Source organism: Kiloniella antarctica (assembly GCF_042682825.1).
GTDB classification, from domain to species: domain Bacteria; phylum Pseudomonadota; class Alphaproteobacteria; order Kiloniellales; family Kiloniellaceae; genus Kiloniella; species Kiloniella antarctica.
The window spans coordinates 324,680-351,321 of record NZ_JBHUII010000001.1 but is presented as its reverse complement, the minus strand read 5'-3'; the positions used below and the strand labels follow the sequence as shown (position 1 = coordinate 351,321).

25 protein-coding genes are annotated in these 26,642 nt (G+C 45.3%); 13 read left to right on the top strand and 12 right to left on the bottom strand.

Annotated elements, in window-relative coordinates; all coding sequences use genetic code 11:
- Positions 1-161: 161 nt before the first annotated feature.
- A complete protein-coding gene (locus ACFSKO_RS01680) occupies positions 162-431 on the bottom strand; it encodes a hypothetical protein (protein ID WP_380247738.1) in 270 nt (89 codons plus the stop codon).
- A gap of 459 nt (positions 432-890) precedes the next feature.
- On the opposite strand from ACFSKO_RS01680, the gene ACFSKO_RS01675 reads away from it, so the two are divergent.
- Both ACFSKO_RS01675 and ACFSKO_RS01670 read left to right on the top strand, forming a co-directional pair.
- Positions 891-3,914, top strand: coding sequence for a phosphoenolpyruvate carboxylase (locus tag ACFSKO_RS01675; RefSeq protein WP_380247736.1), 3,024 nt, complete (start codon positions 891-893; stop codon positions 3,912-3,914).
- Between the two features lie 60 nt (positions 3,915-3,974).
- On the top strand, positions 3,975-4,514 hold the full coding sequence (locus ACFSKO_RS01670; RefSeq protein WP_380247734.1) for a DUF924 family protein: 540 nt from the start codon (positions 3,975-3,977) through the stop codon (positions 4,512-4,514).
- A gap of 100 nt (positions 4,515-4,614) precedes the next feature.
- Here ACFSKO_RS01670 and ACFSKO_RS01665 read toward each other — a convergent pair whose 3' ends face one another.
- Both ACFSKO_RS01665 and ACFSKO_RS01660 read right to left on the bottom strand, forming a co-directional pair.
- Positions 4,615-5,589, bottom strand: a complete 975-nt coding sequence (locus ACFSKO_RS01665; protein WP_380247731.1) for a glutathione S-transferase family protein — start codon at positions 5,587-5,589, stop codon at positions 4,615-4,617.
- A gap of 21 nt (positions 5,590-5,610) precedes the next feature.
- Positions 5,611-6,333, bottom strand: a complete 723-nt coding sequence (locus tag ACFSKO_RS01660; RefSeq protein ID WP_380247729.1) for a pirin family protein — start codon at positions 6,331-6,333, stop codon at positions 5,611-5,613.
- Between the two features lie 171 nt (positions 6,334-6,504).
- Here ACFSKO_RS01660 and ACFSKO_RS01655 point away from each other — a divergent pair, with 171 nt between their 5' ends.
- Complete coding sequence (locus tag ACFSKO_RS01655; protein WP_380247727.1) at positions 6,505-7,407, top strand: LysR family transcriptional regulator; 903 nt, start codon at positions 6,505-6,507, stop codon at positions 7,405-7,407.
- A 328-nt stretch (positions 7,408-7,735) separates the two neighbouring features.
- Positions 7,736-8,281 (top strand): GNAT family N-acetyltransferase, encoded by a 546-nt coding sequence (locus ACFSKO_RS01650; protein ID WP_380247724.1) that lies wholly within the window; start codon positions 7,736-7,738, stop codon positions 8,279-8,281.
- On the opposite strand, the gene ACFSKO_RS01645 is transcribed toward ACFSKO_RS01650, so the two are convergent.
- The 4 genes from ACFSKO_RS01645 to ACFSKO_RS01630 are packed head-to-tail and all read right to left on the bottom strand — an operon-like array spanning position 8,278 to position 15,100.
- The gene (locus ACFSKO_RS01645; RefSeq protein ID WP_380247721.1) at positions 8,278-10,347 is read right to left on the bottom strand and encodes a hypothetical protein; all 2,070 of its coding nucleotides are present in this window, start codon (positions 10,345-10,347) and stop codon (positions 8,278-8,280) included. The genes ACFSKO_RS01650 and ACFSKO_RS01645 overlap by 4 nt on opposite strands.
- Positions 10,344-13,103 carry a DUF4159 domain-containing protein gene (locus ACFSKO_RS01640; protein WP_380247719.1) on the bottom strand — a complete coding sequence of 920 codons (2,760 nt, stop codon included), beginning with the start codon at positions 13,101-13,103 and terminating at the stop codon, positions 10,344-10,346. The genes ACFSKO_RS01645 and ACFSKO_RS01640 overlap by 4 nt, the downstream gene beginning before the upstream one ends.
- Positions 13,096-14,076: a DUF58 domain-containing protein gene (locus tag ACFSKO_RS01635; protein WP_380247717.1), complete on the bottom strand. Its 981-nt coding sequence runs from the start codon at positions 14,074-14,076 to the stop codon at positions 13,096-13,098. Before ACFSKO_RS01635 ends, ACFSKO_RS01640 begins: the two co-directional genes overlap by 8 nt.
- 10 nt (positions 14,077-14,086) lie before the next feature.
- The gene (locus tag ACFSKO_RS01630; protein ID WP_380247715.1) at positions 14,087-15,100 is read right to left on the bottom strand and encodes an AAA family ATPase; all 1,014 of its coding nucleotides are present in this window, start codon (positions 15,098-15,100) and stop codon (positions 14,087-14,089) included.
- Between the two features lie 209 nt (positions 15,101-15,309).
- Here ACFSKO_RS01630 and ACFSKO_RS01625 point away from each other — a divergent pair, with 209 nt between their 5' ends.
- The 4 genes from ACFSKO_RS01625 to ACFSKO_RS01610 are packed head-to-tail and all read left to right on the top strand — an operon-like array spanning position 15,310 to position 18,058.
- Complete coding sequence (locus tag ACFSKO_RS01625; RefSeq protein ID WP_380247713.1) at positions 15,310-15,837, top strand: DUF1285 domain-containing protein; 528 nt, start codon at positions 15,310-15,312, stop codon at positions 15,835-15,837.
- Between the two features lie 3 nt (positions 15,838-15,840).
- Entirely contained in the window at positions 15,841-16,509 is a 669-nt protein-coding gene (locus ACFSKO_RS01620; RefSeq protein WP_380247711.1) for a CoA pyrophosphatase, read from the top strand.
- A 23-nt stretch (positions 16,510-16,532) separates the two neighbouring features.
- Positions 16,533-16,811: a hypothetical protein gene (locus tag ACFSKO_RS01615; RefSeq protein ID WP_380247709.1), complete on the top strand. Its 279-nt coding sequence runs from the start codon at positions 16,533-16,535 to the stop codon at positions 16,809-16,811.
- Positions 16,812-16,822: 11 nt separating this feature from the next.
- Positions 16,823-18,058, top strand: coding sequence for a CCA tRNA nucleotidyltransferase (locus tag ACFSKO_RS01610; RefSeq protein WP_380247707.1), 1,236 nt, complete (start codon positions 16,823-16,825; stop codon positions 18,056-18,058).
- Positions 18,059-18,074: 16 nt separating this feature from the next.
- Here ACFSKO_RS01610 and ACFSKO_RS01605 read toward each other — a convergent pair whose 3' ends face one another.
- The 3 genes from ACFSKO_RS01605 to ACFSKO_RS01595 all read right to left on the bottom strand — a co-directional run bounded on the left by ACFSKO_RS01605 (position 18,075) and on the right by ACFSKO_RS01595 (position 20,161).
- Positions 18,075-18,581, bottom strand: coding sequence for a GNAT family N-acetyltransferase (locus ACFSKO_RS01605; protein WP_380247705.1), 507 nt, complete (start codon positions 18,579-18,581; stop codon positions 18,075-18,077).
- 57 nt (positions 18,582-18,638) lie between these two features.
- The gene (gene hemF, locus ACFSKO_RS01600) at positions 18,639-19,538 is read right to left on the bottom strand and encodes an oxygen-dependent coproporphyrinogen oxidase (protein ID WP_380247702.1); all 900 of its coding nucleotides are present in this window, start codon (positions 19,536-19,538) and stop codon (positions 18,639-18,641) included.
- A 62-nt stretch (positions 19,539-19,600) separates the two neighbouring features.
- Entirely contained in the window at positions 19,601-20,161 is a 561-nt protein-coding gene (locus tag ACFSKO_RS01595; protein ID WP_380247700.1) for a tRNA (cytidine(34)-2'-O)-methyltransferase, read from the bottom strand.
- Positions 20,162-20,386: 225 nt separating this feature from the next.
- Between ACFSKO_RS01595 and petA the strand changes: the two genes are divergently transcribed.
- From petA to ACFSKO_RS01570, 5 genes are all read left to right on the top strand, one after another.
- Positions 20,387-20,941, top strand: a complete 555-nt coding sequence (gene petA, locus ACFSKO_RS01590; protein WP_380247698.1) for a ubiquinol-cytochrome c reductase iron-sulfur subunit — start codon at positions 20,387-20,389, stop codon at positions 20,939-20,941.
- 10 nt (positions 20,942-20,951) lie between these two features.
- The gene (locus ACFSKO_RS01585; RefSeq protein ID WP_380247696.1) at positions 20,952-22,163 is read left to right on the top strand and encodes a cytochrome b; all 1,212 of its coding nucleotides are present in this window, start codon (positions 20,952-20,954) and stop codon (positions 22,161-22,163) included.
- 14 nt (positions 22,164-22,177) lie between these two features.
- A complete protein-coding gene (locus ACFSKO_RS01580; RefSeq protein WP_380247694.1) occupies positions 22,178-22,936 on the top strand; it encodes a cytochrome c1 in 759 nt (252 codons plus the stop codon).
- A 146-nt stretch (positions 22,937-23,082) separates the two neighbouring features.
- A complete protein-coding gene (locus ACFSKO_RS01575) occupies positions 23,083-23,955 on the top strand; it encodes a VOC family protein (RefSeq protein WP_380247692.1) in 873 nt (290 codons plus the stop codon).
- Between the two features lie 160 nt (positions 23,956-24,115).
- A complete protein-coding gene (locus ACFSKO_RS01570; RefSeq protein WP_380247689.1) occupies positions 24,116-24,625 on the top strand; it encodes an HPP family protein in 510 nt (169 codons plus the stop codon).
- A gap of 108 nt (positions 24,626-24,733) precedes the next feature.
- Here ACFSKO_RS01570 and ychF read toward each other — a convergent pair whose 3' ends face one another.
- Both ychF and pth read right to left on the bottom strand, forming a co-directional pair.
- Positions 24,734-25,831, bottom strand: a complete 1,098-nt coding sequence (gene ychF, locus ACFSKO_RS01565; RefSeq protein WP_380247686.1) for a redox-regulated ATPase YchF — start codon at positions 25,829-25,831, stop codon at positions 24,734-24,736.
- Positions 25,832-25,891: 60 nt separating this feature from the next.
- On the bottom strand, positions 25,892-26,617 hold the full coding sequence (gene pth, locus ACFSKO_RS01560) for an aminoacyl-tRNA hydrolase (RefSeq protein WP_380247684.1): 726 nt from the start codon (positions 26,615-26,617) through the stop codon (positions 25,892-25,894).
- Positions 26,618-26,642 lie beyond the last annotated feature (25 nt).

Genomic DNA, 26,642 nt, shown 5'->3' with positions numbered 1-26,642 from the left:
ATATTTTCTCATTACGTCAGATGGGGACTTACAGGAGTATAAGCTAGGATATCCAGAAAACGACAGCAAAATATCGGACTTTGAAGCAAGGCACAGTGAGGTTTAGTGCGAAGCTAACAGCTGTATAATATTAAGGTAAGGCGGGATGTGGAAACGTAATTTTAGATATCAGGAGCAATAATCAAGATATGATCATTGTCATGGTAAAGCGTCATGCCGTTGGCGAATTGACTGTAAGTCAGGCCATTAACTTCTGTGCCTGAAGCAGTAATATGAGAATCTTCAACAATTCCTGTTTCAATAAGCGGAGTATTCGCTTCGATTTTCAGTGGTTCATCACGCGCGAACAAAACCACCTCTCCCGCATCATCGGGAAGAAGATCTGCTAGTTGCAGGATAATTTCGTCATCTGTTTCAAAAAAATTACTCATGTTTAAGTTTTATTACTTTATGATTCTCTATGCAATGGTTTTTTATAGTGATTCCAGTGACTTTTCTGTGTCAGCTATAGCTTTTAACTATATTTATGTCGCCTTTGGAGCGGATGATTCCATCAATATGTTGGTATGTTTTTTGGAAACGGAGGCTGATCCAAGATAGGATTTATTCGTAAATAAAATTAAAGATGCTTAACGAGTTGAGATAAACGATATAAACCTACTTCATCAAAATGTGTGGGTTATGAAATTCTTTGCTACCAAACGAGGTTTCTTTTATAAGCACTTTGAAATTGGCGATGGTCACATAAAAGCCCCCAGCACGACAGATCCAAAAATAAACCCGAAAAATCGGGAAATAAATAATAGTGACCATCTAATCGTGAATACATGTTTGCAGTAAATCTGCACTGATGACGTATATCCAAGCCGTGTATGGGAAGGCAAAAGTTGATGGCAAAATCAAAAACCCAAAAAGGGTTCGCTCTAAATAAATTACTCTCGCGTTTGAAAAATGATGACAAGTTCACATCTGCAACGGAATTGCGAGACGAACTTGAAACTCGTTTGGTCGCAATGCGTCATGAAGCGGTCAGCCACCCTTTAAGTAACCCGGTACTGGAATTGGCTCATGATCTATCTGAGCGCTTGGCTGCGGGACATATTTCTGTGGATTTGCTGACTGAACTGGTTCAGTTGGTCTCTGTAGAAGCCTTTGCTGATCGTGCGGAACGAGTAGGTGATTATGTCGGTCTTGCCGGGATCGACGAGAATAAAGCCAAGCTGTCTGTTTTGTTTAACAATCTGGCCCAAAAAGAAGTGGCTACTGATATTGCGAATGGGATGGCTATAAAGACAGGCGAGCTGGTTTCATTCTCTGAATTCCAAAAGAGAATTGAACGAGAAGCCTTTGGGATTGTGATTACAGCTCACCCGACTTTTGGTCTGACCAAAGAGCATTATCAAGCGTTAGCTCAACTCGCTGCTGATGAAAATAGTGCAGGTCAGGTACTCTCAGAGCAAGAAATTGACGGCCTAAACCAGTTGGTAATAGAGAACTCTCACGAGCCAGATCAAAAGATTGATTTGTTGGCTGAACATGCTCAGGCCATGTTGGCAATAGAATCAATTCAACAAGCGATGAGAGAGATTTATGATGTTGCTTTAAACGTTGCAGCCGAACTCTACCCTGAAAACTGGACAGAATTGTCACCTAAAATTCTCTCTATTGCCAGTTGGGTTGGATACGATCTTGATGGACGAACGGATATTACTTGGGCGACTACTCTTCATACCCGGCTCAAGGTTCAGGTTGTTCAGCTCCGCTATTATATTACTGCCTTGTCGAAAATTATGATTGATCGGAATACAGATCAGGATGAACTCGGCACAACTTTGGCATTGATCAAGAGTCGCGTATCTCTAGCGCTTCATGTCGCGGAAAAGGAAACCAGCTTTTTTGGTCAAAGTGCTACGACGGAAGATGCCTTAAAAGAAATTTCCCGTAGTATTGCCTCTGATGATGGTGCGCGTCTGGTCCAAACGGCTGAACTTATTGAAGCTCTTAACCGTGCGATAAGCTTAACTGAAGATGATGGACTGAAACGCTGTTTGATTATCTTGCGGTCTGAGATTGCAAACTATGGCCTTGCCAGTTCGCACATGCACGTGCGTTTGAACTCAGTACAGCTTCACAACGCGATTCGTAAAAACATTGGTATGGAAGGTGAACCGGATGATCCCGGGCGTCGTCGGGGCAATTTTAGAGCACTTTCCAGTTTGTTGGATGAAGTGCGACCAATACGGATCAACTTTGGCTCTTTATCAGCTGAGCATACAACAGCCAAACGGATGTTCATGTTGATTGCGCAGATGATCAAATATGTTGATGCATCACGCCCTATTCGATTTCTAATCGCAGAATGTGATACACCTTTTACTATTCTTACTGCCCTGTATTACGCAAAATATTTTGGTGTTGATGAACACTTGGATATTTCACCTCTGTTTGAAACCGGTACCGCCCTTGAGCGCGGAAGTGAAGTTATTGCTGAGCTTTTGGACAACGAACATTATCTTGCCTATGTGAAAAACCGTGGCCGCCTCTGTATCCAAACGGGTTTTTCAGATGCAGGTCGATACCTAGGACAAGTATCCGCTTCCTTGGCCATTGAACGGCTTCATATGAAGCTTGCGCGGCTTCTTGCTGATCGAAAAGTAACTGGTGTGGAGGTGGTTATCTTTGATACGCATGGGGAATCTATGGGGCGTGGGGCGCATCCCGTGAGTTTCGCTGATCGTTTGAAATATGTGTCCTCACCGATGACAAGGTCCCTGTTTGCCAAAAACGAAATCCCCTTGAAGCAGGAAGTCAGCTTTCAGGGGGGGGATGGTTATCTCTATTTCGGCACACCCAAGCTTGCCCTGACGACCGTAACACGTTTGCTTGAGCATGCTTTGGGACAGCCTGAAGTGGATGAGGATGATCCTTTCTATACCAACACGGATTATTCGCTCGATTTCTTCCTGTCGTTGAAGGGGTTTCATGAGGCGACGCTGGAAAATAAGGACTACGCGTCCCTTCTTGGGTCTTTCAGTACGAACTTGCTGTACCAAACAGGTTCTCGCAAAAGTAAACGACAGCACGAAAAACACCACGGTATTGACCGAGGACACCCGTCGCAAATTCGGGCTATTCCCCACAATGCGATTTTGCAGCAATTGGGGTATCTGGCAAATACTGCCGGTGGGTTTGGAACCGCAATTTCCCGTGATCTCGATGCTTTTGTTAAACTGCATGGCGAATCAGATCGGGTGCGCCGCTTTATGGATATGGTTTCCTATGCAAAGGGCTTGAGCAGCTTGAATACGCCGGAAGCTTACGCTTCTTTGTTTAACCCTCGTTATTGGTTGGCAAAGGCCTATGCGGTTAAGCACACAGAACGGGCGCGCGATCAGCTCAGGTTATCCAACCTCGTCGGCGTAACTGGCCGTTATGATGGTATGAGCCGGATGCTTCAAAGCTTCCGTCAGGATGCAATCCATCTGCATCGGGGGCTTGACGCTTTGACAGCGGATGGTCAGGAAAAGGTCTTCCCTTTTGATACACGACGTCGGATTAATCTTATTATTCTGCACATCGTACGGCTTTGCCTGATACAGGAAATTTTCTTGTTATCCATGAGGATACCTTCTTTTGCGACCCGGGATGATCTCAACCTTGACGATTTGGTCCAGGATATTCTGGCGATGGAAATCCCATCTGCCCTTGAAGAGTTAAAGGCAACCTTCCCTGTCCACGAGGGGCAAACCAATTTCTCGGCTAAAGATTATGGTGAACCGAGTGATTATAGTGATAATGAAACACGCGATTATTCGGAAGAGCATCAAAAAATATTCGCCCCAATAGAAGAATTGTACGATTTATGTCGGCGGGTTTCTGTGGGAATATCAAACAGTATTGGTGCTCATGGCTAAAGCTGCGGAGCTCGTCGAATTTTGGGGTGTAATGGTGTGTACTAAAGTGGAGACTATACTGTGATCAAGGATGTTTTGGACTTCTGGTTTGCGGAAGGCATGGAGCAAAAATGGTTCGTTAAAAACCCTGAATTTGATCGCGAGGTGGAGGAAAAACTCTTCCCTCTTTATGAAAAAGCATGCAGTGGCGAGCTAAAAGAATGGGAAGCTACAGCAGAGGGTTGTCTGGCATTGTGTATTCTTTTGGATCAAGTGCCGCGTAACCTTTTTCGAAATGATCCCAAGACTTTCGCGACAGACACAGCAGCCTTAGAGATTGCGCAGTCCGTTGTGGCAAAGGGGTGGGATAAATCTCTCACAGATTATCAGAGAGTCTTTCTCTTTTTGCCTTTTGAACACAGTGAGGACCTCACGGTTCAACAGAGATCTCTTGATCTTTATCGAGGCTTTGGTGAAGAGTCTACTTGGTATGATTACGCGCTTAAACACGAAGTCATCGTTAGAAAATTTGGTCGCTTTCCTCATAGAAACGAGGTGCTTGGTCGCGAAAGTACTCCGGAAGAGATCGCGTTTTTAAAGCAACCAGGTTCATCCTTTTAATTTTTGATTTAGCTCGATTTTTAACGGGTGAAATGCAGCAAGGGCGAAACAGAAATGTTTCGCCCTTGTTTGGAATTCTATCTCAGATTTCACAAGCTGCTTATCTGTTGTGTGGAGCATTAAAATCTAGTTCAGGTCCGCTAGGGATGATACCTGTCGGATTGATGGTGCCATGGCTTCCATAATAATGTGCTTTAATGTGTGGAATATTTACGGTCTCCGCAACACCTGGATATTGATAGAGTTCCCGGGTTAAAGCCCAGAGATTCGGGTAATCAACGACGCGCTTTTTATTGCATTTGAAATGGCCGTGATAAACCGGATCAAAACGTAGAAGGGTTGTGAACAATCGCCAGTCAGCTTCTGTAAGCTGGTCTCCCGCAAGATACTTCTGTTGATTTAACAGCTCTTCCAGCTGGTCCATGGCATCAAAGAGAGCATTGTATGCGTCTTCATAAGCTGTTTGAGTGGTTGCGAAGCCATTTTTGTAAACACCATTGTTGATGTTGTGATAGACGAGCTCGTTCACCTTGTTGATCTCTTCTCTCAGGTGAAGAGGGTAAAAATCCGGCGTGTCATTTTTGGCAAAGGCATCAAATGAGCTGTTGAACATGCGGATGATTTCAGAAGATTCGTTACTGATGATGGTTTGTTCTTTTTTGTCCCAGAGAATAGGAACGGTTACCCGACCTGTGTAATAAGGATCTGCCTTGGTATAGATCTGATAGGCGTAATCAAACCCATGAAGGTGATCTTCTGTGGAGCCCAGGTCTCCCGGTCGGAATTCCCAACCGTTTTCTTTCATTTCCCAGTGGACGACGGACACTGAAATTGCATCTTGTAAGCCCTTGAGGCTGCGAAAAATTAAAGTCCTGTGAGCCCAGGGACAGGCGAGGTTGACATAGAGATGGTATCGACCGCTTTCTGCCGGATACCCTTTTTCTCCGTTTGGTCCATCAGAGCCATCTGCTGAAACCCAATTTCTAAACTGTGCATCTTTACGTTGGAACTTACCGTCACTGCTTTTTGTGTCGTACCAGACGTCGTGCCATTTACCTTCTACGAGCTTACCCATGGGGTTATTCCTTTTGTCTTATTAAATTGTATTTGTTTCTGCGGTATCTGGCAGGTCGGCAAAAATCAATTCTGCGGCCCCAACGGCTTTTATATTCAGAATGTCTTCGTTTGCGATAACTGCGCCATCCCGTTGGCCCAAGTGATGCCCGTTCAATTCGATGGCACCGGAAGAAACCACAAGATAGCCCAACCTTTGCTTTTCTATTTGTTGAGTGATCTCTTCGCCATCAAGCAGGTGCGTGCCATAGAGCGTGGCATCCTGATTGATACGCAGAGCGTCAGCGTACTTTTTCTCACCAGAAGCCAGTGGAAGGAAACCACCTTTATAGTCTTCTTTAGAGAAGGTTTTCTGATCCCAATGCGGCGTTAGGTTTCTCTCGGAGGGCTGTATCCATATTTGGTAAAGCCCCGTAATCTCGGCTTCGTGGTTATATTCACTGTGCAGGATGCCTTTACCCGCGGTCATGACCTGTATGTTTCCGGCTGGCGTTTTACCTTTATTGGATAGATGGTCTTCGTGGGCGATTGCGCCATAACGCACGTAAGTAATGATTTCCATGTCGCGGTGGCCATGCATTGGAAAGCCGCCTCCGGCTTGAATTTCATCGTCATTCCAGACAAGGAGCGGGCCAATCCCGGTACGGGTGGGGTCCATATAATTGGCAAAGCTAAAATGGTAATGAGCATTGAGCCACTCATTTTGAAAGCGTCCCAGAGTTTTGAATGGGCGTACATCAATCATTTGGATCTCCTGTAGCAAAATAGATTACGATTGTTTCATTAAAGATAGCTATGACGCCAAAAGATTATAATCTGTAGTTTTGGAATAATATTGTTTCCTTGAAGAAACAATTGAGTGTAATTTTTAGATAATGAAATTTAGGGCGTGTGTGATTATTGAGTGAGGGTGATTATGGATTTAAATGAAATGGCAGTCTTTGCCACTGTCGTTGAAAACGAAAGCTTCACAGCATCCGCAAAAATTTTAGGCCTGAGTAAGTCCGCGGTCTCAAAGCAGGTAAGCCGCCTAGAAGATAGATTGGGAATCCGGTTACTGAACAGAACGACCCGAAGACTTTCTCTTACAGAGGCTGGGGGAGTATTTTTTGAAAAATGCCAAACCGTTATGTCGGTTGCCGAGCAGGCAGAATATGCGGTTTCTAGATTATCAAATGTGCCCAGAGGGCTTTTAAAAATAAATGCACCGATGTCATTCGGCATCAAACGCATGGCCCCTTTGTTATCAAGCTTTAGAGAGCAATTTCCTGAAGTAGAAATCGATCTTGTTCTAAATGATCAAGTTGTTGATTTAGTCGAAGAAGGTTTCGATGTAGGGATACGGATCGGTCGTTTGATGGATTCTAGGCTGATGGCAAAAAAGATATCCAGCTGTAAAATGGCTCTTGTGGCGTCTCCGTCTCTTTTCCAGAATAAAGCTATACCAATCGTTCCCGCAGAACTGACGGGGGTTAATTTTTTACACTACTCCTATGTTTCCAGAGCATCAGGGTTAAAGTTAGTCGGAGATAGCGGGACAGTGAATATTCCTGTGAAAGGGGATATTACGGCAAATAACGGAGATTTTATTCTTTCAGCAGTGCAGGGCGGGCTAGGATTTGCGTGCCTGCCAACTTTCATATGTGGAGATCTTATCCGAAATAATACGTTGATCAAACTTTTGCCCGCATGGGAGATAGACAATGAAAATGCGATTTATGCGGTGTATCCTGTAAATCGGAATTTGTCACCGAAAGCCAGAGCTTTCATCGATTTTCTCTCTAACTACTTTACCGATATTCCTGAATGGGATCGATAATGTTTTAGAATTGTAAGTGAGTAAAAAGTAAGGCCTTGTTTTTTCTTTCTTTGACAGCCTGAAAATTCGTGATATCGAGAATGAGTAAATCGTTTTAACTTGAATTTAGGCACGCACTTTTGATGTGTACTTGTACTGAACATCTCCGACGACGACGGACCTGCCCACGAACGACTGTTCGTCGGGCTGTTAGTCTGTGTGTTGTTATGGATTGTTTGGTCGCCTGAATTCGGGTGAACCCTGCACTAACCAGAGACAGCAGCTAACATTGTTTCTCTGAATAACGAACGTTACGGCCTTTAAGGCTGGTGCTACTGCAGGATCTACCATGTGTGATTACGCGATTACTCTCCAGACCGCTAACGATGAAAAGTATATCGATCCCTTACTAAACTTAACCTTTGGTGAAGGCCGGATTTCACGCCCCTCTTATGCCTTTCGGGCTGGTGTATTGCCTGTTTCTGAACTTTGTTTTGCGGTGAAATCTTTAGATGGAGACCTGATAGCCACTCTACGATTCTGGCCAGTTTCAATTGAAGGTGAAGAAGCTCTTTTGCTTGGGCCACTAGCAGTGCAGCCTAATTTGCAGGGCAAAGGTATTGGTAGAAGACTCGTTGCGGAAGGTCTGGCCAAAGCCAAAGCCATGGGATATCGGCTCTGTTTTGTGGTCGGGGAAGCTTTTTATTATGGGCCCTATGGCTTCGAGCTTGCTCATCCTCTTGGTTATGACATGCGCGTCCCGGTCAGTGGAGATAAGTTTCAGGTAGTCGCCTTACAGGGAGACCTCTTTGATGACCTTCCAAAGGGGGTAATACAACCTTGGTTTCCATCAAGCCGTCAAACCCGTCACCAAACTCAGGCGATAAAGGTCTAACGGCCTTCGCGATACCAGGCCCCAAAAGCTGTTAAGAGTAACAATGTGAGGAAAATCCAAGGTGGGAGTAATGCTTTCCTGCTGTCACCGGTTACTCTTTCAGCCTTCCTAGCCTGCAAACCAGCCCAATTTTTTCCATGAAGAACACCGTTGCCATGCACGAGCTTTATGTTTGGAAGGCTGTTGTTTAAAAGTGGATATATTCCACCGTCACTCTCATCGATGAGCGGGCTTAGTAAGGTAGGATCCGAGATGACCCTTTCATGTTCGGGGCCACGAAGTGTTTGGTGGGAGACGATTGTGTTCAGGCCATCGCTTATGGTGTAGATGCCGGTTTCAGGAGCAGATAATATCAATTGAGACCTTCCATCCGCTTCAGGTGACATAGTCTCTTTGAAAGTATCGCCGGATGGTTGTTGGATGGTGATTGGTGTCTCTGTAAGCGATAAACTCTGTCGGGTAACTGTCAGTTGATCATTGCTAAGTGTTGCTTTTAAGGTTTCCTCGTCAAGTTCGGGCTCTTTCATCAGCCAGTGAACCAAACGACGTATTAGTTCTGTTTGGGGGCCTCCACCTTCGATACTGCGGCCCCAAAGCCATATGTGATCACTGGTGATTTGTGCCACGCGTCCCTTTTTATAGTGGTCAAGGATGAGTAAGGGCTGTTTTTTGTCTCCTGTCATTACTGTTGAGCCACTCAAAGTATCTGTGTCGACTTGTCGGAACCACCGTCCCCAAGTTGGTTGCTCATGAACACTGATATTCGCCTGAGGTAGACGAGAAGTCACGGGATGACGTAAGCCTAGTTCTGTGATCAAGGGCCTGAAGGGATTTTGGCTTACAGTGCCTAAAGGTTCTGCAGGGAGTAGGTTGCCCAGGGCTGTGTTGTAGAGAGAAGAAGGGGTCGCGTAACCTGGACCGCCAACTTCTAATAATGCTCCTCCTTGCTCTACATAGCGCACGATGTTGCTGAGATAGTGACTGGGGAGGAAGCCCTGTCGCTGGTATTGGTCGAAAATGATAAGATCAAAATCAGCTAACTTGACTTCAAACAACTCGTGAATTGGAAAGGCAATTAAGGATAGTTCCCTAATCGGAGTTCCATCCTGTTTTGCGGGATGCCGGAGAATTGTAAAGTGAATCAAATCAACCGAGGGATCAGCTTTTAAGATATTCCGCCATGCGCGCTCGCCGGGATGTGGTTCACCTGATATCAATAAAACCTTTAAACGATCTCTGACACCATTGGTTTCAAAACTCGCCTGATTGTTAAGAAGAGTGATCTCATCTTCGAGGCCCTCGACTGTTATGTCAAATGTCGTCTGCCCCCTGTTTTCCAGAACAAGTTCCTGAGTGTAGAGTTGATCAACTGGTACAGCGAGTTCGGCTATTACTTCACCGTTTTGCCTAACGGTCACCTTTGCGGGGGGAGATTTTATTAAGGTGTTCTCGTCCGTAATATGAAAGGTAAAGTTTATTTTTTGATCGATAATCCCAAAGGCAGGTGCCTGATCAATGATGAGGCGGCGATCTTGTTTATTTGGATCGCCGGCCAAAAGCAGATGTAGAGGAATGGATTTAGGAAAGTTCGTTTGCTCCAATGTTGCAGGTATATCATGAACTTGCCCGTCGGAAATAAGAAATACTCCAGCCAAACGTGCTTTTTCTTCTGTTGTCAGGTTTAAGTTCTCAAATACTTTAGTGCCGTCTTCACCGCTGCCATTGATATGAACTGTCTTCAAAATGAGATCAGTACGTTTATTTATCTGTTCGTGCAGGGCTGTTAGGGCATCGGCAGCATGGCTTTTACGACGGCCGTAACTCATGGAAGGGCTGTTATCAATCACAGCGATTATGAGTTCTGGTAAGGGCTCGCTGATTTTAGTGTGAAGGGTTGGATTGGCTAAAAATAGAGCGATTCCAAACATGAAGACACATCTGAATTCACCGCCTTTATTTTTCATGAAGACCAGAGAAAGCAAAGAAACGACCGCTGTGCCAAGAATAATGTAAATGATTGGGAGAGGAAGAAGAGGAGCCCACTCAATCCCATAGTTAGAAATCATTGGCCCAACCTCTCCAATATGTGAGGGATATGTACCTGATCCTCTTTGTAGTTTCCTGTTAATGCATACATCACCAGATTAATGCCAAACCGATAGGAGAGTTCTCGCTGACGTTCCCCGCCCCTGACCATGGCGTAGAGAGGTCTGCCTTCTGCATTGATGGCCCAAGCCCGTGCCCAATCGTTTGAGCCAACAAGAATGCGAGCGACACCATCATTTCGATATTGATCGGTACGCTCGGCCCAAAAATCTCGATTGTTGTTGCGGCCTGGAAAGCTTTCCAGAAGGTAGAAAGAGCGGGTCATGACGTGACCTGAAGGAATTGGCTCTAGTTCCGGAATGTCAAGGCCGCTAGTCAATTGTTGAAGGTATTGGGCGTTGCCCATTGACCCCAACGCAGAATTTAATGTACCGGATGTTTCTCTGAGATCAAAGAGAATGAGGCCACCATTGTGGAGGTATTGATTTACCTGTCTTTGCCCTCTTTTTGTCAGTTCACCTTGGATTTCTGTAACAGGCCAATATAAAATTGGGTAGGGAGAAATGAAATCACGATCAAGGTCTATACCGGTAACCTGGACGTTCTCTACAGCAGTGCGCCGATGGAGTTGAAGCGATAGTCCAGCGAGACCCGAGTGACTGTCGAGATCGACTTTGTTATCTCCCGTAATAACATAGGCAAGATAAGTGTTAAGTGTAGCCTCAATTGCTTTGTTATCCAGAAGTTCGACCTGATCTTGCGCTTCTACGTTATGGGGGAAGACGTAACCAGATAAACCTATTGTCAATAAAAATGCCGTCGTCGATCTTCGGATTGGTAGATTGGAGAAAATCCCCCTGAGCCAAAGTGTAACAACTTGATCAATCAAAAATAAAAAAAGAGCCGTGAGTAGTAGGGGAACTTGAAGAGGGTTTTCTTTTTTCATGCCGTAGAAACGGCTTTCTGCTAAGTCGATATTGTTGTGAATATAGGGACCAAGATTTCCAGCCAAATTTACAGATTTTACCCGTTTGCTCACTCCATAATATCCGGGAGGGGTGCGAGGGCTTGCAAAAACATCAGAATCAACGGTTTGGGGAGCTACAGCTATTTTCAGATCTTTGTCCTGTAGTGGTGTGAGGATGCCATAGGCATCCATAATTTCACGAATAGGGAGATCTTTGACAGTATCATCAGCATTATTCACACCTTTTCCAAATTGGAGTATGCGGCGGAGTATGTTGACGAATGATCCTGATAAAGCAAAATTTGACCAACGAGTATTGGCTGTCGTGTGGACGAGAACGATATGCCCGTTGCCGGTTTTTTTTGCTGTGATTAAAGGTGTTCCGTCTTGAAGTCTTGCCCAAGTGTGTTGGTCCAATTCAGGACTTGGTTGAGCGAGGAGTTGCCCTGATATGGTAACTTCTTTTGGGATCTTTAAGCCGCGTAATGGGCTGTGCCTATCGAATTCTTCAATTGGTAGAGGTTGTTCCCAAGTTAGACTCCCCGCGAGATTTCGATATCCGCTTCTTAGAGGTACAGGAAGAAAGCGATCTCTGTGATCTGCGAGTCTAGGGCCCGCAAAACGAAGAAGTAATCCACCTTTATTTATCCATTCTAAAAGGGGTTCTTCATCGGACAGCGGGATAGGCTCGTTATCCGTAATAATGAGGGTGGAGAGTTCTCGGGACAGTAATTGTTTTATAGGGCCAGACCGGATATCTGTAAAAAGTCCCAAAGCACGTTGAAGGTAGTAATGTTCTCCGAGTAGAGATTTGTTATCAACTTTGCCACTGCTTGTTAACAGGCCAACTGGGAAACGATGATCATTTTGGTCCATAAGGTAGGTTGTTGCTGACGAGTTTTGTCCGGTAACAGTAATTTTCTGTACCCTGTTATGAAGCTCATTTGGCAGAGACAATATTACTGCTTGTGATGTTTGTCCTGTTTCCAGCGATACTTTCTCAGAAGCCAAAACTTCGTTTTTTTCAGAAAGGGCGGCGATCGTACGAATGCTTGCTTCAATGTTCGTGAGGCGCTGGAGAGTAACTTTGATACCGTTGTAATCTGTAGAAATGCTATCGATCCAGATGGGGAGCGCCGTAGTTAAAGGTGTGTAACGTATGCCTTCACCATAGCTCTTGAGTAGAACCTCTAGCTCATCTGATATGTCTGACCTGATAAGGCCGTTTGAAAGCCACACAATTTGTAGAGGGGCACGAACCTGAATTTGATCCTCTATAGATTTCAAGGCTCCAATGTGATCAGATTCCCAACTTAGGACCGGAGGAAGCTCTTGCATATCGTTAAGCAGGCTATCCGATGATTTAAACCCACTGAAGTTGAACTCCCCTTTTGTACGAGAAGCTGTTGATAGAATAGCCGTTTTGACATTCAACCCTTTACTCCGTTCGAGTTGGGATTTCAGAGCTTGAAGTTGTTTTTGCCTGCTTTGGGCTGATGCCCAGTCATTATCCAATAGGATAAGGGTATCGAGATTGTTGTTGGATCTTTTTTCAGGTTCGTAAATTGGTTCAGCCAGGGCGAGGATAATCAGAAGAAGGATCAGCAATCTGAGGATAATGAGCCACCATGCCGTATTTTGTGGTTTGGCTGTTGTTCCCGTTAGCCCGAATAATAACCGAAGGGCCGGGAAAGTAATGCGCCTAGGAGCTGGCGGTGTAATACGTAAAAGAATCCAGACAAGAGGAAAACTAAGCAGTCCAAGCAGAAGCCAAGGATTGAGAAAACCGATAAATCCCAATTCAAGCACGGCGATCTCCATACTGGTTGGTTGAGATGCTATCATCTTCTAAGTTACTGGAAGCTTCCATGTTGTTTTGTCGTTCGCGAGTATTGTGTCCAGTAATATTTTGATAGAGAGAAAGCAGAGTTGCTTCGGGTGGTTGTTCTGTGGTGTGGACGAGATGTCGCCATCCCCATTTGCGCACCATGGCGCTCAAGTCCTGATTATGCGCTCTTATTCGATCAATGTAAGACGATCGGATGGAAGCAACATCCGAGTGGAGCAGCTCCTGATCGCCAGAGGGAAGTTGAAACTTTATTCTTCCAGTGTATGGCAAATTCATTTCGGCGGGATCAAGGACTTGTACCAACCATACTTTAAGTTTTTGGCGAGCTAAAAATTGAAAGACTTGATGCAGGTCAGGTAACGGCGATAAAAAATCAGCAAAACATACCAATGCCCCATTGGGAGGAAAGTGATGGCCGGAGGGCAGGTCTCCGGATGCGTGATCATGATTTTCGAGCTGGCGGGCAATGGTGTGAATATTTTTTTGAGAATTTGAGGGAGAAGTTTGTCCGCCGACAAGCGCAACCTTCTCACCACCACGAATTAACAGATGGGCCAAGGCTAAGCTTAAAACACTAACGCGATGTTTCTTCGTGACATTTGACCATTGTGATGACCAGTCCATTCCGGGACCACCGCCAGCCCATATCCAAAGTGTTTGAGCTGATTCCCGTTCTTTTTGACGGATAAAGACACCAGAGTTATCGTGGGTGGTTTGCGATTTTGCTGAGCGTCGCCAGTCAATGTTTCTGGGCGAATCTCCAGGACTGTAGCGTCGATATTGCCAAAATTCATCTCCCTGCCCTGCGTGTCTGCGTCCATGAATGCCTTGAAAAACAGTCGATGCGACACGCTCCGCCTCTATCAGAAGCGGGGGCAAAGTGGAGGCCAGCTTTTCTGCATGTGTTTCAAGCGTTGAAATCGAATTGTTCATATCAAAGCCATTACATCAAAGGAGATATCAGGCGGTTAATAACTTTAGTTAGAGTGACGCCTTCGGCGCGAGCGGTAAAATCAAGGTGTATGCGGTGCCTTAAAACAGGTGCAGCGAGGGCGATGACATCATCTAGAGATGGGCTGAGCCGTCCTTGCAGTAGGCACCTTGCTTTACTGGCCATTAACAAGGCCTGGCTAGCACGAGGTCCCGGACCCCATGCTACGAATTGTTTTATGTATTCATCGTCAGTATCTTCGGGGCGTCCACTTCTGACCAATGACAAAATACCTTCGAGGACATCTTCGCCAACGGGAATCTCTTTTACGAGATTTTGTGCGGCAAGAAGTTCTCGTGCAGTTAGGACGATTTCTGCTTCAGGCTCTTGTGTCCCCGTCGTGGCAAGCAGCATTTGACGTTCAGCATTAAGGTCCGGATACCCCACGTAAATCTCTAAGAGGAAACGATCGAGTTGAGCTTCTGGGAGAGGGTAGGTGCCCTCTTGCTCAAGTGGGTTTTGGGTGGCAAGGACGTGGAAAGGAGAAGGTAGCTTATGGGTGTGTCCTGCAACAGTTACCGTATGTTCCTGCATGGCTTGTAGAAGAGCCGATTGAGTTCTGGGGCTTGCTCTGTTTATTTCATCGGCCATCAATAATTGAGAAAAAACCGGCCCGTGGATAAAGCGGAAGGAACGACGGCCATTTGTGTCTTCTTCCAAGACTTCGGCGCCAATAATATCCGATGGCATTAAATCCGGAGTGCATTGAATACGTTTTTCTTGCATACCAAAAACAATACCAAGATTCTCAACAAGGCGTGTTTTTGCAAGGCCTGGTGCGCCGACTAAAAGCGCATGTCCACCGGCTAATAAAGTAATTAATACCTGTTCAATGACTTCCTCTTGGCCAAAGATAACTTTGCCGAGGTTTTCATTGAGTTGAGCGAGACGTTCACACAATTGATCAGCTTGTTCTGCTAAATCTTTCGAAGACCCAGTGTTAATACTGTTATCTTCAGTGTTCATTTTGTTTCCTCTCTCACCGCACTAGGAAGAATAAATCGCGTTAGTTCCCAGCTATTTGGAGCCATTGTCGGTTGATATCCTATGATAGTATACATGAGTTCTGCGACACGTATGTTAACACCATTGGTATAATGTAGAGAAAGTTCCTTTCTGCCTAGAGCGGACGTGAACAAACAAAAGTGATATCAAGAGAAAAAGGCCAATCCGAGATGAGCCGTAATGAAAACAAAATTAATGACGAGGCTCTGAGTAAAGCTGCTAAAAGCCTACCGTTAACGAGTGAAGTGGATATGAGGATTGCCCGCGATGGTCGTTGGTATCACGATGGGGGGCTTATTAACCGCCTGCCTCTGGTTCGCTTGTTCTCGACGGTTTTAAAACAGGATGAAGACGGGGGATATTGGCTAATAACACCTGTTGAAAAGGCTCGAATCGTCGTTGAGGATGTTCCTTTCACGATTGTAGAGATGAAAAGTGTTGGTGCTGGTAAAGACCAAAAAATTACATTTCGTAACAATGTGGACACTTGGTTTGAATTTGATCAAGATCATCCGATTCGTATTGAATATAAAGATGAAAATGAAAGCCCCACTCCCTATATATTAGTGAGAGAAAGATTAGAGGGTCGGATCTTACGGTCAGTGTATTATCAACTTGCCGAGCTTGCGGTTGAGCAGAATAATGTAATCGGGGTCTGGAGCCATAGCATGTTTCATGTATTGGGAGATATTGAGTAAAAAATGTCTATTTGGGAATCTCAATGGACGGACGAACGCCTAGCCGCGCTTTTTGATGGTCGTGAGTTAGAGCTCGGCGTTCAAGACGATAAACTGCGCGGTGATCACGATTTAAATCCTGGGTTTTTAGATCTTGAGAGACGCAGAATTGCAGCTGCTGTTATTGTTCCGTTGGTTGCGAGGCCGAATGGATATTTCGTACTTCTTACAAAACGAACAGATCATCTCTATGATCATGCTGGACAAGTTAGCTTTCCAGGAGGGAGAGTTGATCCAGGTGATAAAGATCACAATGATGCTGCATTACGTGAATTGGAAGAAGAAGTTGGACTCCCTAGAAAGCATGTAACACTTATTGGGAGACTTGATACTTACCTGACGAGGACGGGTTTTGATATTACCCCTGTGGTTGGGTTGATTAAACCACCTTTTCCTGTGAATCCTGATCGCTTTGAGGTCGCAGAAGTTTTTGAAGTGCCGCTCAACTTCTTTTTAAAACCAAGTAATCGGCAGCGACATAGTAAGGAATTTGAGGGGCACAAGCGGTATTATTATGCTTACCCTTATGAGAATTATTTTATATGGGGCGCGACTGCGGGGATGTTGACGAATCTATGTGAAGTTTTGAATTCTGGCCCAATTGAATCACTTAAACGCGTCCCAAGCTATTAGCCATACTATTAAGGGAATTATTTATGTTATCTAGGTTTCTTCTGATTTTACTCCCCGTTTTGTTACCCTTTGCACTTTACTTTGGGTACTACTTTTTGACGAGGGGATCGCGTACGGAAGCGGATGGTGAACTCACAGAGGAAGAATTACCTTGGATGGAACGTGGGCCTTGGGCTTGGTTATTTCTTTCTGGCGTTGTGCTCTCGGGGATTGCGATGGCAATATCTTTTGCAAATACAGGGCCTGCCCCCGGTGATACGATTGTTCGGCCGAGCTATAAAGCTCCTCTTATAGAAGATTAAGATACGTAAATATGAGCGATATCTATCAGCTTGAACGTCAATCATGGATGGAGGCGACAGCAACACGTCGGGTGATGGACGCACTACGTGCGGGAGGACAAGATGTTCGTTTCGTTGGTGGATGTGTTCGTGATTCTTTAGTTGGTCGTGAAATCAAGGATATAGATATTGCGACACCTGATCGCCCTGAAGTAGTTATTACCTTATTGGAAAATGCTGGAATCAAGGCAATCCCGACTGGGATGGACCATGGAACTATTACAGCGGTCTGTAATCACAAGGTTTTTGAAATAACGACGCTGCGTCTGGACGTGGAAACAGACGGTCGTCACGCAAAGGTAATTTTTACAGACAGTTGGGTCGAAGATGCAGCGCGACGCGATTTGACCATGAATGCCCTTTCCGCAAATCTTGAGGGCGTGGTTTATGATCCTTTTGATGGGGTCAAAGACCTAAGAGAAAAACGCATCCGTTTTGTGGGTGATGCTGTTACCCGTATAGAAGAAGATGCCCTCAGGCTGTTGCGATTTTTCCGCTTTCAAGCTTGGTATGGTGGGGATGATATAGATGCTGTGGGGCTAGAAGCTGCGCGGAAAAAAGCACCTTTGTTAAAAGGATTGTCCGCGGAACGGATACACAGTGAATTGATGCGTCTATTGGCTGCGCCGGATCCCGGATCTGTATTAAAGCATATGTTGGACAACAATATTTTTACAACCTTCCTTCCTGAGGTTGTGACAACTGATATCTTTGACGCTTTTATCAAGTTGGAGGGACGGTGCGATCCTCTCGTACGGTTAGTGGCCCTGACGATGGTGGCGAATAAGACAATGGGATGCCCCAAGGATACGATTTTTTCCATTCCAGATCGGTTACGCTTCTCGACTGCAGAAAAAGAACACTTCTTGTCTCTTGTCAGGCCTGCTTACAATATCAATTCAAAGATTGATGACGCAACTTTTAGAGAAGCAATCTATCGTATAGGTTCTGGGCTTGTATCCGATTTGCTAAGACTGAGCATGGCGAGAACGGGGGAAGGTTTTGGTAATCAAAAAGCTCTAGAACTATCCCGAAAAATTGAAAGCTGGCAACCCGTTTTCTTTCCCTTGCAGGGGCGAGATCTGATTAAAGCGGGCTTTAAGCCAGGACCGAAGATGGGGCGCCTTTTAAAAATCACGGAACAATGGTGGATCGAACAAGCGTTTGTCCCTGATTACGATCAGTGTCTAGCCTATGCTATGAAGTGATTTTTGAAGTAACGCCTTAGCTATAGTATTTAGTGTCAGGCATATCATTGCCAAGATTGATTATGCGTTCGAATTTGAGGCCGATTTTTTCTAAGATACGGACAGAAGCCACATTCTCGGGGTTGGTAATGCCGACAACACGTGGCAACTGTAATACTGTTTTAGCGTATTCGAGCATCGCGGCGGCTGATTCGTAAGCGTAACCCTTTGACCAAAATGCTGGCAGTAAAGCGTATCCAATATCCGGATGCTCAAGACCGTCCCTTTTAACGAGACCACACATGCCGATGGGGGCTTTCTCTTTTTTTAACTCGGTAAGATAGAGGCCAAATCCGTTTTGTTGATAGCTTTTGATGGGGCCGTTATTTATATAATCACAGGCCTGATCAATGTTCCGGACACCTTTATCAACAATGTTCTGGATGAAAGTGGGGTCGTTCAGTAGTTCAAGAATGAAGGGGGCGTCAGCTTCACACAGTTCTCGTAGTCTGAGGCGGTCTGTTTCCAAAATTGTTGATGACATATTCATCTCTTGTTTTTGAGGTTACTGTGGTTGACGAGTGTATATTTAGGACCTTGTTTAAGGCCAGGCAGCTTCCGGTGGCATCGACATAAGGATAGCTTCAACGTTACCCCCGGTCTTTAGGCCAAACATGGTGCCGCGATCATAAAGTAGGTTGAATTCAGCATAACGTCCCCGACGAAACAATTGATGTTTACGTTGTTCATCGGTCCAGTCTTCTTGCATGTGTCGACGCACCAACTGGGGATAAATATCAAGAAAAGCTCTCCCGACATCTTGAGTGAAGGCAAAATCATCTGCCCAGTTACCTGTATTTAAGTAGTCGTAGAATATACCGCCAACACCGCGCGCTTCGTTGCGATGGGGGATATAAAAATACTCATCACACCATTCCTTAAAGGCGGGGAAGTAGCCTGGGTCATACTTATCGCAAGCCGTTTTATAAGCTTTGTGGAAGTCCTGTGTATCCTTTTCAACAGGATACATTGGGTTTAAATCTCCGCCGCCACCAAACCAGCTCGTCGTTGTAACGATATGGCGTGTGTTCATATGAACTGCGGGGACAAGGGGGGAGTGCATGTGTGCAACGAGAGATATACCACTGGCCCAAAACCGTGGGTCTTTGTCTGCACCTGGAATGCGTTTGGCAAAATCTTCGCTAAACTCTCCCATGACAGTGGAAATATTGACTCCGACTTTTTCAAAAATGCGGCCGTGCATAATTGACATCTCGCCGCCGCCGCCGCCATCACGATCCCATTTTTTACGTTCAAATCGGCCCGCTGCAGGGGAACCCCGTTTTTCAAGTATTGATCCAGAAAGCTCATTCTCCAACTTTTCAAATTCAGTACAGATGTTGTCACGCAATTGCTTGAACCAAATTTGTGCCTGCTCCTTATTGTCCTTGGGGGCACTGTGATCTGGGAAAGCTTGTGTAGGATCTTGGCGTTGATACATGAATATCTCTTTTGGAATATCTTAATGATAAATATTGTAAGCGATGTGGTTTAAAGAATGACTTATGATCTGGCGGCGCTTGGGAATCCCCTGGTCTGACGTAAGGCCTCTCCAAGTACCATTGCAGCCGACACGGCAATGTTTAAGGAACGAGCGCCAAGAGCCATAGGAATGAGCACACTGGCATCTACAGAATTGTGGACATCATCAGGGACGCCAGCGGACTCCTGTCCAACCATTAACGTATCATTTGGTCGAAAAGAAAAGTCGATATAGTTAGTGGTAGCTTTGGTTGAGAGCAATATTAGACGACCGGATGGTTCTTGGCTATGGGAAGGAATGTCGCGAGTTTGGTTAAATGCGCCCCATGAACTGTGAGTTACAAGCTCCGTTTGGTCGAGGTAATCCATGCCCGAGCGTTTCATACGTTTATCGTTTAAAACAAAGCCACAAGGTTCGATTATATCGACAGCTACATTTAGGCAGGTGGCCATTCTAAGCATTGTGCCAGTGTTCTGGGGAATGTCCGGTTGATATAGGGCAAGGCGCATACTGATAATCTTCAAATAAGTGACAAGAATGCCAAAGTGCTGGAAAAAACGACATTTTCCGTTCAAACTCACACTTAGAGTCTTTGCCTTTCTATGACAAATCCTTTATATCCGTGTCACTGAATATGGGACTAGCCGAAACTGCGACAGGATGTCACATCCGATCTTGCATCTTGTGTGTTTAGATAGGGACGCAAAAACGGTTAGACAAGGGCAATGGCTCAAATCGCCTGTATCGTATCGCAGCTTCGTTGTTCGGGGCTGTAAGCTTGAGAGATGAAAATAGGGATTACATAAATGGCAGATGGCGCGAATCCTGAAAGTTCCGCCCAAGAGTCCGGTGAGACTCGGCGTGAATTTTTGTACCTGACGGCGGGGGCTATGACAGTCGTCGGCGCAGCTGGTGCTTTATGGCCGATGATTGATTCAATGAATCCATCGGCAGACGTTTTAGCTCTTTCCTCAACTGAAGTAGATCTGACCCCAATCGAAGATGGTCAATCTGTGACGATCACATGGCGCGGTAAGCCTGTGTTCATTAGACGTCGTACTTCTGGAGAGATTGACACAGCTGAAAGCACCCCATTGGCTGATCTTCCAGATCCGCAAGTCGATGGCGATCGTGTTGAAAAACCTGAATGGCTTATCCTTGTTGGTGTTTGTACACACCTCGGATGTGTGCCTTTGGGGCAGAAGACAGGGGAATCCCGTGGTGACTATGGTGGGTGGTTCTGCCCATGTCATGGTTCTCACTATGATACTTCTGGCCGTATCCGTAAGGGGCCCGCGCCAAAAAATCTGGAAGTTCCTCCATATGTCTTCCTGACTGACAACTCAATCAAGATCGGCTAGGGGGCAAGTCATGAGTTTTAAATCTAACAATAAAGTCGTCCAATGGGTTGAAGACCGTCTTCCGGTTATCTCCGTGATGCATCATGCCATCTACGAATACCCAATGCCGAAAAATCTTAACTATCTCTGGAACTTTGGTTCTCTGGCTGGTTTTGCGCTCGTTACGATGATCGTAACTGGTATCATCCTCGCGATGCAATACACACCACACGTTGATTTGGCGTTTAACTCCGTTGAGCGTATCATGCGTGATGTGAACAATGGTTGGTTGATCCGTTATATTCACATGAATATGGCCTCGTTCTTCTTCATTGCAGTGTACATTCACATGTTCCGTGGCCTTTATTATGGGTCATATAAGGCACCCCGTGAATTGCTTTGGCAGTTGGGTGTTGTGATCTTCCTACTTATGATGGCAACAGCTTTCATGGGTTATGTTCTTCCTTGGGGCCAAATGAGCTTCTGGGGTGCGACTGTGATCACAAACCTGTTCTCTGCAATTCCTGTCGTAGGTGAGAGTATTGTTACGTGGCTCTGGGGTGGCTTCTCAGTTGATAACCCAACTTTGAACCGGTTCTTTGCTCTGCATTATCTTCTTCCTTTCATTATTGTTGCTGTTGTTGCCTTGCACCTTGTTGCCTTGCATACCGTGGGCTCAAACAACCCGCTCGGTATTGATACAAAAGGTCCTCAAGATAGCTTGGTGATGCAACCATATTACACAATCAAAGACCTTTTTGGTGTTGGTGTGTTCTTGATTGCTTTCTCGGTCTTCCTTTTCTGGGCACCAAATTATATGGGGCATCCGGATAACTATATCCCGGCCAATCCGTTATCAACTCCAGCGCACATTGTTCCTGAATGGTACTTCTTGCCGTTCTATGCGATTTTGCGTGCTATCCCTGATAAGCTCGGTGGCGTTTTGGCGATGTTCGGTGCGATTGCTGTACTTTTCGTCCTGCCGTGGTTGGATCGCTCTTCCATTCGTAGCTGTAAGTTCCGTCCGATCGCCCGCATCTTTTTCTGGGTATTCGTGATTAACGGACTGGCGTTGGGTGTTCTTGGTGGTAAGCCTGCTGAGGGGATTTATGTTATCTTGAGCCGTATTGCTACAGCTTATTATTTCTTCCACTTCCTGGTGTTGATGCCTGTGATTTTGCCGATGATCGAACGTCCGCGAAAGTTACCAAGCTCGATCCATGAAGCTGTAACGAAATCTTGAGAGAGGAACGACTTATGAAGAAGATTCTGTCTGGCCTCTTTGCCGTGACCTTTGGGTGTTTCACTGTTCCAGCTTTTGCTGCCGGTGACGCGGTTAAATTGCCATCTTACGACTGGAGCTTTGAAGGTGTTTTTGGCACTTACGATAAAGCTTCCATGCAACGTGGCCTCCAAGTTTACAAAGACGTTTGCTCAGGTTGTCACTCTCTTGATCTTGTTGCTATGCGTAACCTTCTTGATCTTGGGTACAATGTTGATGAAGTGAAAGCTTTTGCGGCTGACTACACTGTAGAAGATGGCCCGAATGACGAAGGTGAAATGTTTGAACGCGCTGGTAAGCCTTCAGATCATTTCCCAGCACCTTTTGCTAATGAGAAAGCGGCAGCCGCCTCTAACGGTGGTAAAGCGCCACCTGATCTTTCTTTGATGGCAAAAGCACGTGTTGGTGGGCCATCATACATCCGTGCCCTTCTTACGGGGTATGTTGATGCACCTGAAGATGTCGATGTTGGTAATTTGAGCTACAACACTTATTTTCCAGGTCATCTCATTGGGATGGCTGCGCCTCTTTCAGAAGATGCCGTTGAATATAGCGATGGAACACCAGCGTCTGTAGATCAAATGGCTACTGACGTAAGCCACTTCTTGATGTGGGCTGCGGAACCTAAACTGGAAGCACGCAAACAAACAGGTATCAAGGTTATGATCTTCCTCATAATCTTTACGCTGGTTATGTATGCTGCCAAACGTAAGGTTTTTGCTAAGGTTCATTAAGCAAAAATATCTTTAGTTATTAAAAAGGCCGTCCTGTTGGGCGGCCTTTTTTATGGTTTGGCTGTAATCTTTTAAGTAGAAGGATTCTCAAGAAAAACAAGGTAGAGTGTTGTGAAATGATAATTATGATATGAGGTGCCCTGCATATGCTATTTAACTCAACCCTCAAAGGGATTGATCATTTATTAGTCGGCGTTAAAAATCTTGAGGATGTAAGACATCAGTATTTGCGCCTGGGATTTCAGTTAACTCCCAGAGGCCGCCACATTGGTTGGGGGACAGCGAATTACTGTATTATGTTTCCCGATGATTATCTTGAACTTATTGGCATTGTCGATGCCAGTCAGGACACGAATGGTTTGGACGTCTTCTTGGAAAAGGGAGAAGGGGGACTTGGCTTCGCATTTCGTAGTTTGGATACAAAGGCAACAGCTAACAGTCTCGCTTGTTTGGGGGTTAGTTTAGAAGGCCCAAATGATTTGAAGCGGATACTGGAGCTTGATCAAGGGGATGTTATGCCAGCCTTTGAGTTGTTGCGGTATGGCTCAGAAGTGACACCTGGAATGGGAAGCTTTGTTTGCGATCACAAAACACCTGAGATCGTGTGGCAAGATAAATGGTTGCCCCATGCAAATGGTGCAAAAGGCATCAAGCGGATCGTCTATGCCATGGCAAACCCAAGTGATGTGATTAACAAGTACGCCCGTTTTTTTGGTGCGGACTCGATCGTTGTGACTGATGGATGTATTGATATTCAGCTTCATGAGAGAAATCAGACCTTGCGTTTGATCGCAAGTGACGCCGTCAGCCATTTTTATCCAAGTTATAACTTTCTCAAGAAAGAAAGAGATAGTTATATGGTCGGATTTCATTTGTGGAGTGATAGTGTAAAGGCCACACAAGCCTATTTTGATAAATACAGGGTTCAGTACCGAATTGAAGGGAATCAAAGCCTCAGGCTTATGGAAAGTGACACCGGGGGTATGGTTATAGCTTTTGATGCTGTGGTATGTCCTTGATATTCTTTTTTGAGTAGGTATGTATGATCGTTGTGCCTATGGAGTGATAAGAAATTAAAACTAGAACGATCGGTATGTTTTGCTATATCTCTCACAATCACAATCACAATCACAATCACAATCACAATCACAATCACAATCATTTAGAGTTTTAATTGAGATGAAGAAGCATTTTGCAAAATACAAAGGGCGAGGTGTGGCAGCGCCGGCTATTCCAAATGGATATCATATTTTATGGAGTTGGATTGGGGCCTGCCTTGCTATAGGTATGATTTCTTGGCTTTCTAATGAAGCAAATGCACCATTTTTCATGGTACCTTTTGGTGCAAGTTGCGTTCTTGTCTTTGGTCTCCCGAACAGTCCTCTGGCGCAACCTCGAAGCTTAGTGTTTGGTCATCTATTATCCGCCATAATTGGCTTGATTGTGATGAAGGTCTTTGGTCTTGAGTGGTGGGCTATGGGAATTGCTGTTGCTTCAGCTATTGCCTTGATGCAGATGACGCGGACCCTTCATGCCCCAGCTGGTGCGACGCCTCTTGTGGTTATGTTGGAAAACGCAGATTGGTCGTTCCTATTTACGCCTGTGTTGAGTGGAACATTGGTCCTCCTACTTATTGGGCTTGTCGCCAATAACTTATCAAAAGAGAGGTCCTATCCTGATTATTGGTGATAGGACACAAAAAAGGCGGCTAGAAGCCGCCTTTTAAGATCATTGTTATGTCCCGTCCTGAATAAGTTTACTTATCATGGGACATTTAGGACGGATCATTACTTCGTTTTAAACGTTGAAGCGGAAGTGAAAGATGTCTCCATCTTTTGTGATGTATTCTTTACCTTCAGCCCGCATTTTCCCTGCATCTTTAGCGCCTTGTTCACCGTTACAGGCGATGTAGTCATCAAATGCAATCGTTTCAGCGCGTATAAAGCCACGTTCGAAATCAGTATGAATTGCGCCCGCGGCATTCGGGGCGGTTGATCCTTCAACAACTGTCCATGCTCGAGCTTCTTTGGGGCCAACGGTAAAGAAGGTTAGCAGACCAAGTAGTCCGTAACCCGCACTAATAATACGTTTGAGGCCTGTTTCTTCTAAGCCGAGATCGGATAGAAATTCAGTTTTCTCTTCTTCGTCTGACAAAGAGGCAACTTCTGCTTCTATCGCGGCCGAGATGATCACGCAAACCCCTCCTTCGGTGGCCGCTTTTTCTTCTAACAATTTTGAATAGGCATTACCTGTGGCAGCGTTTTCTTCCTCAACGTTCGCCACATAAAGAACGGGCTTGGATGTGAGAAGTTGCAATTGTTCGTAAATATCCTGTTGATCCTTGGTAATTTCTGCAGTGCGTGCAGGTTTTCCATCTTGCAAAACGGCGCAAACGGCATTGAGGACTTCAAGCTTGGCCTTGGCTTCTTTGTCATTACCTTTGGCGCGTTTTGCATTTGTGACGATTTGTTTTTCAACAGAATCAAGATCAGCAATCATAAGTTCGGTCTCGACTGTATCCGCGTCGCGTATAGGGTCGACAGAACCATCAACATGGGTCACTTCGCCATCAAAGCAACGTACGACATGTACGATAGCGTCTACAGAGCGAATGTTGCCAAGAAACTCATTGCCCATACCTTCGCCTTTAGACGCACCGCGAACCAAACCGGCAATGTCGACAAATTCGAGTTGGGTTGGAATGATTTTCTGTGAATTTGCGATTTTAGCTATTTGATCCAATCTAGGGTCGGGAACAGAGACGCGCCCCACGTTGGGTTCAATTGTACAGAAAGGATAGTTGGCTGCTTCCGCTGCTGCTGTTTCAGTAAGCGCATTGAAAAGCGTGGATTTGCCTACGTTCGGTAAGCCGACGATGCCGCAGTTAAAACCCATGGGTAATTCCCTTTCACTAAGGTGCTGGTATGGTTGTTATACCGTACGGAGCTGTTGTTTCTAATCTTGGGGCGTTTTACTATTACTAAACCAGTTAGCCAAGGTGGATTGCCATCCTTGAGACGAATCAGATGGTTTATCTTCTTTTGGAGAAGGTATTTTGACTTCAACTCTGGATTCTAATGGTTTTTTTTCTTGTTTTGTCTTTTGAGGTTTAGACGGGGCAACATCATGAGCGACCTTTGACATATACCCGGAGCTGTCCCCTTCGGCAAGTAACGCAGCGTGGCGTGACAGGGCTTCTAGTTCTTTACCTAGCCAATCTTGATCGGCTTTAGAAAAATCACCTAACACGTGTCCAGTTACGCGATCTTTATGGCCGGGATGACCTATGCCGAGCCGAAGTCGCCAGTATTCTTTACCTATATGGGCATCTATAGACTTGATTCCGTTATGGCCCCCTGTCCCACCCGCTTTTTTAATACGGAGTTTTCCAGGAGCTAGATCAAGCTCGTCGTAAAAGATAAAAATATTTTCAGTCGGGATTTTGAAGAATCTGATGGCTTCGCCTACGGCGCGCCCAGACTCATTCATGTAGGTATCAGGCTTTAAAACAAGAATTTTTTCTGTTCCCAGTCTGCCCTCTGATACTTGACCTTGGAATCGAGATTTCCAAGGGGAAAAATTATGGCGGTGAACGATATCGTCCACCGCCATAAAACCGATATTGTGTCGGTTGCCTTCATACTTCTTGCCTGGATTACCGAGCCCCACAAATAATAACATAGTGGTTTACCTCATTGTTCAAGCC

Excerpts from the sequence above, each read along its gene's own strand:
- ychF (WP_380247686.1), bottom strand. The coding sequence starts at position 25,831 with ATGGGTTTTAACTGCGGCATCGTCGGCTTACCGAACGTAGGCAAATCC.
- ACFSKO_RS01660 (WP_380247729.1), bottom strand. The coding sequence starts at position 6,333 with ATGATTGATGTACGCCCATTCAAAACTCTGGGACGCTTTCAAAATGAG.
- ACFSKO_RS01620 (WP_380247711.1), top strand. The coding sequence starts at position 15,841 with ATGTCTATTTGGGAATCTCAATGGACGGACGAACGCCTAGCCGCGCTT.
- ACFSKO_RS01615 (WP_380247709.1), top strand. The coding sequence starts at position 16,533 with ATGTTATCTAGGTTTCTTCTGATTTTACTCCCCGTTTTGTTACCCTTT.
- ACFSKO_RS01655 (WP_380247727.1), top strand. The coding sequence starts at position 6,505 with ATGGATTTAAATGAAATGGCAGTCTTTGCCACTGTCGTTGAAAACGAA.
- ACFSKO_RS01575 (WP_380247692.1), top strand. The coding sequence starts at position 23,083 with ATGCTATTTAACTCAACCCTCAAAGGGATTGATCATTTATTAGTCGGC.
- ACFSKO_RS01645 (WP_380247721.1), bottom strand. The coding sequence starts at position 10,347 with ATGATTTCTAACTATGGGATTGAGTGGGCTCCTCTTCTTCCTCTCCCA.
- petA (WP_380247698.1), top strand. The coding sequence starts at position 20,387 with ATGGCAGATGGCGCGAATCCTGAAAGTTCCGCCCAAGAGTCCGGTGAG.
- ACFSKO_RS01680 (WP_380247738.1), bottom strand. The coding sequence starts at position 431 with ATGAGTAATTTTTTTGAAACAGATGACGAAATTATCCTGCAACTAGCA.
- ACFSKO_RS01610 (WP_380247707.1), top strand. The coding sequence starts at position 16,823 with ATGAGCGATATCTATCAGCTTGAACGTCAATCATGGATGGAGGCGACA.
- ACFSKO_RS01570 (WP_380247689.1), top strand. The coding sequence starts at position 24,116 with ATGAAGAAGCATTTTGCAAAATACAAAGGGCGAGGTGTGGCAGCGCCG.
- ACFSKO_RS01650 (WP_380247724.1), top strand. The coding sequence starts at position 7,736 with ATGTGTGATTACGCGATTACTCTCCAGACCGCTAACGATGAAAAGTAT.
- ACFSKO_RS01585 (WP_380247696.1), top strand. The coding sequence starts at position 20,952 with ATGAGTTTTAAATCTAACAATAAAGTCGTCCAATGGGTTGAAGACCGT.
- hemF (WP_380247702.1), bottom strand. The coding sequence starts at position 19,538 with ATGTATCAACGCCAAGATCCTACACAAGCTTTCCCAGATCACAGTGCC.
- ACFSKO_RS01605 (WP_380247705.1), bottom strand. The coding sequence starts at position 18,581 with ATGTCATCAACAATTTTGGAAACAGACCGCCTCAGACTACGAGAACTG.
- ACFSKO_RS01675 (WP_380247736.1), top strand. The coding sequence starts at position 891 with ATGGCAAAATCAAAAACCCAAAAAGGGTTCGCTCTAAATAAATTACTC.
- pth (WP_380247684.1), bottom strand. The coding sequence starts at position 26,617 with ATGTTATTATTTGTGGGGCTCGGTAATCCAGGCAAGAAGTATGAAGGC.
- ACFSKO_RS01665 (WP_380247731.1), bottom strand. The coding sequence starts at position 5,589 with ATGGGTAAGCTCGTAGAAGGTAAATGGCACGACGTCTGGTACGACACA.
- ACFSKO_RS01625 (WP_380247713.1), top strand. The coding sequence starts at position 15,310 with ATGAGCCGTAATGAAAACAAAATTAATGACGAGGCTCTGAGTAAAGCT.
- ACFSKO_RS01630 (WP_380247715.1), bottom strand. The coding sequence starts at position 15,100 with ATGAACACTGAAGATAACAGTATTAACACTGGGTCTTCGAAAGATTTA.
- ACFSKO_RS01635 (WP_380247717.1), bottom strand. The coding sequence starts at position 14,076 with ATGAACAATTCGATTTCAACGCTTGAAACACATGCAGAAAAGCTGGCC.
- ACFSKO_RS01580 (WP_380247694.1), top strand. The coding sequence starts at position 22,178 with ATGAAGAAGATTCTGTCTGGCCTCTTTGCCGTGACCTTTGGGTGTTTC.